Genomic DNA, 9,672 nt, shown 5'->3' with positions numbered 1-9,672 from the left:
GTGTCAAAAGGGCAATCTTGTTTGTGTGGTATCATGCATTTAATACATCGGTCAAGGTCTTCCCATTTTTTTGGGTATTCAGTTGTTATTTTTTTTAAACAAGATTCAATTTCATCCATAATTTTTAATTAAAGTTAATTTAAGAAGTTGTGAGAGGAAGCTCCATCATACCCGTAAAAATACAATATTTAATAGATGGGAATTATATTGTTTTTATGTTGGGTTTAATGTTTATGCATGCATATACACTTTTTGTAGGGTACTAGTTTTTTCTTTTTAGATTATTAAAGCTAAAAAATGGGTTATCAAAAAATAAATAAGACCTTCTGACATAACCCTTCAAGGGCGTTTGCCTGTGTATAAGATTTTTGTTTTACGATACCCCCTATGTTTATTAATCATAACTTTATTTTTCTGTACCAAGAGATAAAAAAATTGGTTGAAATTTTGTACCTTTATTTTAGTAGGTAGAGTTTAATTGCTTGTTTTTGAGTTATAAGCACACTGTGAAGCACCCTAGTAAAAAAGAAAAACTCGCAACAGTACTATTTATAGTGTGTTACGAGTTTGTTAAGTGGTCCCACATGGGCTCGAACCATGGACCCCCTGATTATGAGTCAGGTGCTCTAACCAGCTGAGCTATAGGACCTGTTTTATTTGGATTGCAAAAATAAAAACTTTTTTAAATAAATAACTATTTTTTTACACTTTTCTACTCATTAAATTTTCACCGAACACGCGTAAACCCTCTTTTTGTTGCTCACTAATATTTAAGTGTTCAAGACTTTCAAAAGCCTTATTTGTGTAGTATTCAATAAGTTTAAAAGTTTCTTCAGGAATATTGTTGTTTCTAAAAATGGTAGAAACAGTAGTTATTTTTTCTGTATTGTTTTTTTCTTGTTCGTTGTATAAATTTAATAAACTTTCTTTATCGTTAGGATTGGAAACTTCCAACGCTTTTAAGTATAAGTAGGTTTTTTTGTTTTCTATAATGTCGCCACCTACTTGTTTTCCAAATGATTCAGGATCTCCGAAAGTATCTAAATAATCATCTTGTAATTGAAAAGCGATACCTAAATTTAATCCGTAGTTATATAAATGTTGTGCCTGTTCTTCGTCAGCTTTAGCTACAATAGCGCCCATTTTTAACGCAGCAGCAACTAAAACAGATGTTTTCAAGGTGATCATTTTGATGTATTCCTCAATGGTAACATCGTTTCTTGTTTCAAAATCAACATCCAATTGCTGTCCGTCGCAAACCTCTAAAGCAGTTTTGCTGAATAACTGTGCTAGTTTTTGAAATACTGTAGGCTCATAATTTTCAAAATATTGATATGCCAAAATCAGCATAGCATCTCCAGAAAGAATTGCAGTATTGATATCCCATTTTTCATGAACAGTTTCGTTTCCTCTACGTAAAGGAGCATCATCCATAATATCGTCATGCACTAAAGTAAAGTTGTGAAAAACTTCAACCGCTAAAGCGGCAGGTAATGCTTCTTTGTAATTGCCTGAAAAAATATCAGCAGCAATAAGAGTAAGCATTGGGCGAATTCTTTTTCCTCCTAATTGAAGTATATAATCAATTGGTTCATAAAGGTTTTTAGGTTCTCTAGAAAATTTCTGAGATTCTAAATAAGCTATAAAGTCTGATTGATATGATAATATGTCCAAATCTGAAAATTTTTGTAAAAATACGGTAAACAAAAATTCTAATGGTAAGTCTGTGTTAAAAAAAGATTAAAACCAAGGAAACTTTTTTTGTTTCTAAAGTTTCCTGTTGTATTTTTGTCCTCGATTATGAGAAATAAAATTATAAATAAAGCAGGAGAAATGTTTTTAACCTTAGGGTTTAAAAGCACAACGATGGATGATATAGCGAAAGAGCTTGGGATGTCTAAAAAGACATTATACAAGTACTTTCCTAATAAAATGTCTTTGGTAGATGTAAGTACTGAGGCAGTTCATAACACAATTAGTGAAACAATTAACGCAGTTAAAAGTCAAAACTATAATGCTGTAGAAGAAGAATTTGCCGTAAAAGCAATTTTTAAAGAGATGCTTAAAAATTCAAAAGCATCACCTATGTATCAGCTTAAAAAGTACTATCCAGAAACCTATGCAAAGTTAATGGAACGTGAGGTGTGTATGTTTAAAGATTGTATTGTAAGTAATTTAACCAAAGGAATTGAACAAGGATTGTATAGAGCAGATATTGACAAAGAGCTAATGGTGAATTTTTATTTCACCTTGGTTTTTGGAGTTTTTGAAAGCGAATTATATGGAGACGAAGTTCAAGAAATAATGAAAATTGAATATGAGATATTAGAATATCATATCAGAGCAATTGCCACTGAGAAAGGAGTAAAAGAACTAGAAAAACAACTAAAAATTACGAATCAAAATTAAAAACAATGAAAAAATACATAAGTAGTGTATTTATATTCTTTTTTATAGGGAGTATTATAGCCCAAGAACAAGAAAAAGAAATGAGCTTATCAATGCAAGAAGCAATTGATTATGCTATAAAAAACAGTTACGAGAACAAAGTTTCTTTAAATAATATTGAGGCAGCAAAAAAGAAAAAATGGGAAACAACCACAATTGGTTTACCACAAATTAATGGAAAAGTAGAGTATCAAAACTGGATAAAACGACAAGTTTCATTTTTACCAGCAGAGTTCACAGGAGGTGAACCAGGTACTTTTGAACCAGTAACATTTGTCCCAGAACAAACCATGAACGCCTCTGTAACACTGACTCAGCTAATTTTTGACGGGTCATATTTAGTAGGGCTGCAATCAGCAAAAACATACTTGAAAATTTCAGAACAAGCAAAAGTAAAAACAGAGTTATTAACACGCGAAGCTGTTGTTAATGCTTATGGAAATGTTTTGGTTACTGAAAAATCAATTGAAATTTTAGAAAGAAATAAAGCTGTACTTGAAAAAAACTTAGATGAAACCCAAAAAACGTATGATAACGGGTTAACAGAGCTGGAAAACGTAGAACAACTTCAAATTACCTTAGGAAATGTTGAAAGTAATTTAAGAAATGCTGAGCGATTAAAAGAAATAGCATATCAAATGCTGAATGTTTCATTAGGAAATTCAATTGATACTCAGCTAACTTTAACCTCTACTTTAGATAATTTAGTTGTAGAGAATACCGATTTAAGTTTGTTGGCAAGCCAGTTTAATATTGATAATCATATTGATTTTAGAATTGCTCAAAACGACAGAGAAAGTAAGCGTTTGTTAATGAGGTTAGAGCAAAGTAAGGCTCTACCAAGTTTATCTGCTTTTATAAACTACGGGGCAAATGCAAACTCAGATGATTTTAACTTTTTAGATAGCGACCAAAAATGGTATGATTACTCTTTATTCGGAGTAAGTTTAAACGTACCTATTTTTAGTTCTTTCGGAAGAAGTTCGAGAATAGCGCAAGCTAAAATAGAATTAGAGAATGCTGATATCCGATTAGAAGAAGCGAAGCAAAAATTAAATCTCCAAGTTGAAACTGCTAAGAGCGAATATCAATTAGGAATAGAAAACTATGAAACTGCTAAGAAAAATTTAGCCTTAGCAGAGCGCATTGAGAAAAAGCAACAAGTAAAGTTTTTTGAAGGAATTTCTTCAAGTTTCGATTTGTTACAAGCACAAAACCAGCTATACACACAACAAAACAACTATGTACAATCAATGTTGAACGTAATAGCCAAAAAAGCACAGTTAGAAAACGCATTAAATATACCACTAAAATAAAATCAACTATAATGAGAAAAATATATTCACTATTCGCAATTGTATTGCTTTTGGCTTCTTGTGGAGGCAAAAAAGAGCAATCGGTACAAGATGTAATTGCATCTAACGACTTAGCTAAAATTCGAGAGAAAAAAGCAACATTAGAAGATAAAATACAAGTATTAACTGAAGACATTAAACTTTTAAATAGTAAAATATCTGAGTTAGATACCAATAAAAAAGTTCCTTTAATCACTGTTCTTTCAGCAAAAGAAGAAGTGTTCGACCATTATTTAGAACTACAAGGAGCTGTTCAAACAAAACAAAATGTACTAATTTATCCTGAAATGCCTGGACTTTTAACGCGTATCTACGTAAAAGAAGGACAGTATGTTAACAAAGGACAAGCCCTAGCAAAGATTGATGATGGAGGTTTGGCTAATCAATTAGCACAAATTGAAGCGCAAGCAGCTTTAGCAGAAACAACCTATAAACGTCAAGAGCGTTTATGGAATCAAAAAATAGGATCAGAAATTCAGTATTTACAAGCAAAAACAAATTATGAAGCACAAACCAATGCTGTAAGTCAGTTAAGAAGACAATTGGCAAAGTCGGTAATTACTGCGCCTTTTTCAGGAGTAATTGATGATGTAATAAAAGAGCAAGGAACAGTGGTAGCACCAGGCATGGGTTCAGAAGTTTTTAGAATAGTAAACTTGAAAAATATGTATATCGAAACCGATGTGCCTGAAAGCTATATTACGTCTATTAAAAAAGGAAAAAATGTAGAAGTTGAGTTTCCTGTATTAGGAGAAAAATTGACTTCTAAAATTCGTCAAGCAGGTAACTTTATCAATCCAGCAAACAGAACATTTAAAGTAGAAGTTGAGGTTCCTAATAAAGATGGAAACATCAAGCCAAATTTAACAGCGAAGTTAAAAATCAATGATTATTCTAACGAAAAGGCAATTCTAATACCACAAAGTATTATTTCAGAAAATGCTAACGGAGAGCAATATGTATACGTAGTAGAAGATATCAAAGATCAAATAGGAACTGCTAAACAAACAATTATAACTACTGGAAAAACACAAGGAGATATTATTGAAGTTTTAAGCGGAATTGAAAGTGGGACAAAAATTATTGATGAAGGAGCGCGTAGTGTTAAAAACGGACAAGAAGTTAAGATATTAACTTTTTCAGAAGAAGTAAAATAATATACCAAAAACTATCCGTCTAATGACTGAAAAACAAAAAAAACAAGTAGATAAAGAGTTTGGTTTATCCTCTTGGGCAATAAATAACAAAACAACCATCTATGTAATGATGGTTATGATATTTATCTCTGGTATCTCGGCATTTTTAAGTATGCCAAGAGAGAGCTTTCCTGAAATTAAAGAAACCAAAATTTATGTTAGTTCTTTATATCCAGGGAACACTGCAGAAGATATTGAAAAACTAATTACCGATCCGTTAGAAGACAGACTAAAAACGGTGAGTAATGTGGTTGAAATAACTTCTACATCACAAGAAGACTATTCGATGGTAGTAGTTGAATTTGATGAAAACATTACAGTTGATCAAGCAAAACAAAAGGTAAAAGATGAAATAGATCAAGAAACATCTGGTGAAGATTGGCCTACATTTAACGGGGCTAAAGTAGAACCGAATGTTTTTGAATTGAGTCTTTCTGAAGAAATGCCAATTTTAAATATCAATATTTCTGGAGATTATCCTGTTGATAAATTAAAAGAATTTGGTGAATATTTAGAAGATGAGATAGAAGATTTACAAGAAATAAAAAAGGTAGATATCCGTGGTGCTGAAGAAAAAGAAGTTGAAGTAGCGGTAGATATTTACAAAATGATGGCAGCTCAAGTAAGTTTTCAAGACGTTATCAATTCCATTAACGGAGGAAACTTAACCATGTCGGCAGGTAATTTAATTGCCAGTGGTCAACGACGTACAGTGCGTATTTTAGGAGAGATTGAAAATCCGCAAGAGTTACAAGATTTTGTTGTGAAATCTGAAAAAGGAAATTCTATTTACTTAAAAGATATTGCTAAGGTTTCTTTTAAAGATAAAGATAAAACTACGTACGCTCGTGAATTCGGAGCAGCTGTGGTGATGCTAGACGTGAAAAAACGTTCAGGAAAAAACATGGTAGAGGCGGCTGAAAAAATTCAGAAAATTGTTGAAGAAGCCAAAGCAAATGTTTTTCCAAGTAACTTAAAAATAACCATCGCTAACGATCAATCTTCAAAAACTATTGGTCAGGTAGATGATTTGGTAAACAACATCATTTTTGGAGTAATCCTAGTAGTATTAGTGCTAATGTTCTTCTTAGGGTTCAAAAACGCCTTATTTGTTGGATTTGCAATACCAATGTCAATGTTTATGTCATTAATGATATTGAGTTGGTTAGGATATACCATGAACACCATGATTCTTTTCGGATTAATTATGGGATTAGGTATGTTGGTAGATAATGGTATTGTAGTTGTTGAAAACGTATACCGTTTAATGGATGAAGGAATGCCTAGAATTGAAGCAGCAAAGAAAGGAATTGGAGAAATCGCATTTCCAATTATCATCTCAACGGCAACAACTGTGGCTGCATTTATTCCACTAGGAATGTGGCCAGGAACCATGGGGCAGTTTATGATATACTTCCCTGTAACATTATCTGTAGTATTAGGTTCATCATTATTTGTAGCTATTTTCTTTAACTCAGTGTTGGTATCACAATTTATGAGTGTTGAAGATAAAAACATGCCGTTAAGACGTATTATCATCTTATCATCAGTAATGGCAGTGATAGGATTATTAATAGCATTTTTAGGCGGAACTTACCGAGCGTTAGGAACTGTAATGATTTTTACAGCGATTATGTTATGGATGTACCGATTGTTTCTTAGACCTTGGGCAAACGCTTTTCAAAACAGCGTGTTGCCACGTTGGGAACGTATGTACGAAAAAACACTTCGATTAGCTTTAAAAGGTTGGAGACCTTATATTATTTCTTTAGGAACATTAGTTTTATTATTTATAGCTTTTGGAGGTTTTGGAGCTTCAGTAGGAAGCCAACGTACAAAAGTAGAATTCTTCCCAGATAATACTCCGAATCAGATTATTGTATATATCGAGTATCCGCAAGGAACCGATATAGAAAAAACAAATCTGATTATGAAAGATATAGAAGAGCGTGTGTATAAAATATTAAACGCACCTGAATATGTGAATAATGGGTACAATTTCATGGTAGAAAGTGCGGTTTCTCAAGTAGGAGCAGGTTCTGGAAATCCGCAAACTGATGGAGGTTCAACTGCAGAAATGCCGCATAAAGGTAAAATAACGGCGTCTATGCGTGAATATAAATATCGTGAAGGGGCAGATAGTAAGGAGTTGCAAAGAAAAGTAACCGAGGCTTTACGTGGAATTTATCCAGGATTAGAAATTTCAGTAGAAAAAGAAGCTGTAGGACCACCTGTAGGATATCCAATTAATATAGAGTTAGAAGGAAACGATTACGGAGAATTAATTACCACTGCTGAAAAAATGCGTGAATTTATCAACACTAAAAGTATCGCAGGTATTGATGAGTTAAAGATTGATGTAAACAAATCGAAACCATCAATGCTGGTAAATGTTGATCGTAAAAAAGCAGGAGAATTAGGAGTAAGTTCATCGCAAGTAGGTAATCAGCTACGTAATGCTATTTTTGGTTCAAAAGCTGGAGTTTACAAAGAAGACGGAGATGATTACGATATTTACGTTCGCTTTAATGAAGAAAATAGATATAACAAAAGTGCTGTTTTCAATCAGAAGATCACTTTTAGAGATATGGCTACAGGAACCATTAAAGAAATTCCGATATCTGCAGTAGCAGAACAAACCAATACTTCAGGTTTTAGCGCCATTAAGCACAAAGATGTTAAAAGGGTGGTAACAGTTTATTCAGCATTAGCTCCCGGTTATACAGATGCGGCTGCAATTGTATCTAAAATTCAGCATGAAATGAAATCGTTTACTGAAAAACCAGATTCAGTAAAAGTGGATTATACAGGGCAAATCGAAGAGCAAAATAAACAAATGGCTTTCTTAATGAAAGCGTTTTTTGGCGGACTAGGGTTAATCTTTTTAATCTTGATATTTCAATTCAATTCGGTTTCAAAACCAGGAATCATCATGTTAGCTATTTTCTTGAGCTTAATTGGTGTTTTTGGAGGGTTGATCATTACGGCAAAACCATTCGTAATTATGATGACGATGATGGGTATTATTTCCCTTGCTGGTATTGTAGTAAATAACGGAGTGGTACTGCTCGATTATACACAGTTATTAATAGATCGTAAAAAGGTGGAGCAAGGACTTGCTCCTGATGAATATGTAGATGTACGTACTTTAGGAGAAGTCGTAATTAGAGGAGGTAAAGCACGTTTACGTCCAGTATTATTAACGGCGATTACCACGGTTTTAGGATTAATCCCGTTAGCAACAGGGTTAAACATTAACTTCTTTACATTGGCAAGTGAGTTAAATCCGCACATATATGTAGGGGGAGATAACGTAGTGTTCTGGGGGCCTTTAGCATGGACAGTTATTTACGGGCTATTCATTGCTACTTTCTTAACATTAATAGTAGTACCAATATTATTCTACTTAGTCACTAAGTTTAAAATGTGGCTACGTAGCGTTTTATAATTGATTTTTTGTTAACTGTAAAAAGGGTTAAAAGCGATACGTTTTTAACCCTTTTTTATATTTTCGTACCATGAATAAACAGGTTTTTACAGTTGAGGAGATTAAGCGAAAGATGGAGCACTATTGCGTATATCAAGACAGATGTCATAAAGAGATAGAAGCGAAACTAAGAGAATATCGTTTAATCCCTGAAGCGAGAGAGCATATTTTATTACACTTGTTAGAACATAACTTTTTGAATGAAGAGCGTTTTTCAAGAAGTTTTGCAAGAGGAAAGTTCAGAATAAAAAAATGGGGAAAAGAACGAATTGTTAGAGAGTTAAAGTTTCGAGATATATCTACGTACAATATAAAATCAGCATTGAAAGAAATTGATGAAGAAGAATATATCAAAACCTTATATGAATTAGTTGATAAAAAGAATGCATTGGTTAAGGAAACTAATAAGTTTAAGCGAAAAAAGAAAATAGCCGATTACTTATTGTATCGGGGCTTTGAAAGTAATTTAGTATACGAAGCGTTAAAAACTATTGATTCTTAAATAAGCTATCCAGATTAATTTCTGTATCAAATTTTTTCTTAGCGTACACAGTATTTATTTTATCGTTAACGCTACCAAAAATCACAATAATTTTTTCTACTTGGCTATTCACTTCACTAGCAGAAATAGAAGGAATCAACGTCATATCGGCTAAACGTAACGTTTCGTTTTCAAAAACATTAATGCGAGCCTTAAAAGCAGGAGTTTTAAGTGCTTCAATGTTTAAGCTATCCTTTAGTTGTTTCGATATTTTTTTCAGCTCTACAGCGTTATTTAAAGCTTCAGTAGGTGTCGTGTTTTTTAACTCATGTAAAAAATCGTCAACGGTAAAATACTCTTTCCAAGGTTTAATTTCTTTTAAATAATCGTCGTTTATTTTTGAGTAATCTGAATGCTTAACCGAAACATGCATTTCAGTTTTTGTAGGTAATTCTGTTTTTTGTTCTTCCTTTTTTTGACAAGAAGAAACTAAAAGAATTAACGAAGCGGTAACATATAAAAAACGACTCATTTTATTTGAAAAATTAAAGTGATAAAAGTACATATTTTACTTGGTATTAACTGTAGAATTAAATTAGAAGTTTGAAATCAGTAGGTTAGCATTCTGTATTGTAGATAGTTAAAAAAGAATAAATACTTTTTGCGAAATCTTAAATTTAATAACTTTGCCAGCATATATTTTTG

General features: G+C 32.5%; 7 protein-coding genes and 1 tRNA gene. 5 read left to right on the top strand and 3 right to left on the bottom strand.

What is annotated here, in order from left to right; translation table 11 throughout:
• Positions 1 to 575: 575 nt before the first annotated feature.
• Both OU788_RS00730 and OU788_RS00725 read right to left on the bottom strand, forming a co-directional pair.
• Positions 576 to 649, bottom strand: a tRNA-Ile gene (locus tag OU788_RS00730).
• A gap of 53 nt (positions 650 to 702) precedes the next feature.
• Positions 703 to 1,674: a polyprenyl synthetase family protein gene (locus tag OU788_RS00725; protein ID WP_274633377.1), complete on the bottom strand. Its 972-nt coding sequence runs from the start codon at positions 1,672 to 1,674 to the stop codon at positions 703 to 705.
• Positions 1,675 to 1,800: 126 nt separating this feature from the next.
• Here OU788_RS00725 and OU788_RS00720 point away from each other — a divergent pair, with 126 nt between their 5' ends.
• The 5 genes from OU788_RS00720 to OU788_RS00700 all read left to right on the top strand — a co-directional run bounded on the left by OU788_RS00720 (position 1,801) and on the right by OU788_RS00700 (position 8,988).
• Entirely contained in the window at positions 1,801 to 2,409 is a 609-nt protein-coding gene (locus OU788_RS00720) for a TetR/AcrR family transcriptional regulator (protein ID WP_274633376.1), read from the top strand.
• A gap of 5 nt (positions 2,410 to 2,414) precedes the next feature.
• Positions 2,415 to 3,764: a TolC family protein gene (locus OU788_RS00715; protein WP_274633375.1), complete on the top strand. Its 1,350-nt coding sequence runs from the start codon at positions 2,415 to 2,417 to the stop codon at positions 3,762 to 3,764.
• Positions 3,765 to 3,775: 11 nt separating this feature from the next.
• Complete coding sequence (locus OU788_RS00710) at positions 3,776 to 4,960, top strand: efflux RND transporter periplasmic adaptor subunit (RefSeq protein WP_274633374.1); 1,185 nt, start codon at positions 3,776 to 3,778, stop codon at positions 4,958 to 4,960.
• 22 nt (positions 4,961 to 4,982) lie between these two features.
• Positions 4,983 to 8,447: an efflux RND transporter permease subunit gene (locus OU788_RS00705; RefSeq protein ID WP_274633373.1), complete on the top strand. Its 3,465-nt coding sequence runs from the start codon at positions 4,983 to 4,985 to the stop codon at positions 8,445 to 8,447.
• Positions 8,448 to 8,517: 70 nt separating this feature from the next.
• Positions 8,518 to 8,988: a regulatory protein RecX gene (locus tag OU788_RS00700; RefSeq protein ID WP_274633372.1), complete on the top strand. Its 471-nt coding sequence runs from the start codon at positions 8,518 to 8,520 to the stop codon at positions 8,986 to 8,988.
• On the opposite strand, the gene OU788_RS00695 is transcribed toward OU788_RS00700, so the two are convergent.
• On the bottom strand, positions 8,975 to 9,499 hold the full coding sequence (locus tag OU788_RS00695) for a hypothetical protein (RefSeq protein ID WP_274633371.1): 525 nt from the start codon (positions 9,497 to 9,499) through the stop codon (positions 8,975 to 8,977). The two genes, OU788_RS00700 and OU788_RS00695, sit on opposite strands and share 14 nt — an antisense overlap.
• Positions 9,500 to 9,672 lie beyond the last annotated feature (173 nt).

Source organism: Tenacibaculum sp. L6 (assembly GCF_028823685.1).
Classification (GTDB): Bacteria; Bacteroidota; Bacteroidia; order Flavobacteriales; family Flavobacteriaceae; genus Polaribacter.
This window is presented reverse-complemented; position numbering and strand designations above follow the sequence as displayed.

Excerpts from the sequence above, each read along its gene's own strand:
- OU788_RS00710 (WP_274633374.1), top strand. The coding sequence starts at position 3,776 with ATGAGAAAAATATATTCACTATTCGCAATTGTATTGCTTTTGGCTTCT.
- OU788_RS00715 (WP_274633375.1), top strand. The coding sequence starts at position 2,415 with ATGAAAAAATACATAAGTAGTGTATTTATATTCTTTTTTATAGGGAGT.
- OU788_RS00720 (WP_274633376.1), top strand. The coding sequence starts at position 1,801 with ATGAGAAATAAAATTATAAATAAAGCAGGAGAAATGTTTTTAACCTTA.
- OU788_RS00695 (WP_274633371.1), bottom strand. The coding sequence starts at position 9,499 with ATGAGTCGTTTTTTATATGTTACCGCTTCGTTAATTCTTTTAGTTTCT.
- OU788_RS00700 (WP_274633372.1), top strand. The coding sequence starts at position 8,518 with ATGAATAAACAGGTTTTTACAGTTGAGGAGATTAAGCGAAAGATGGAG.
- OU788_RS00705 (WP_274633373.1), top strand. The coding sequence starts at position 4,983 with ATGACTGAAAAACAAAAAAAACAAGTAGATAAAGAGTTTGGTTTATCC.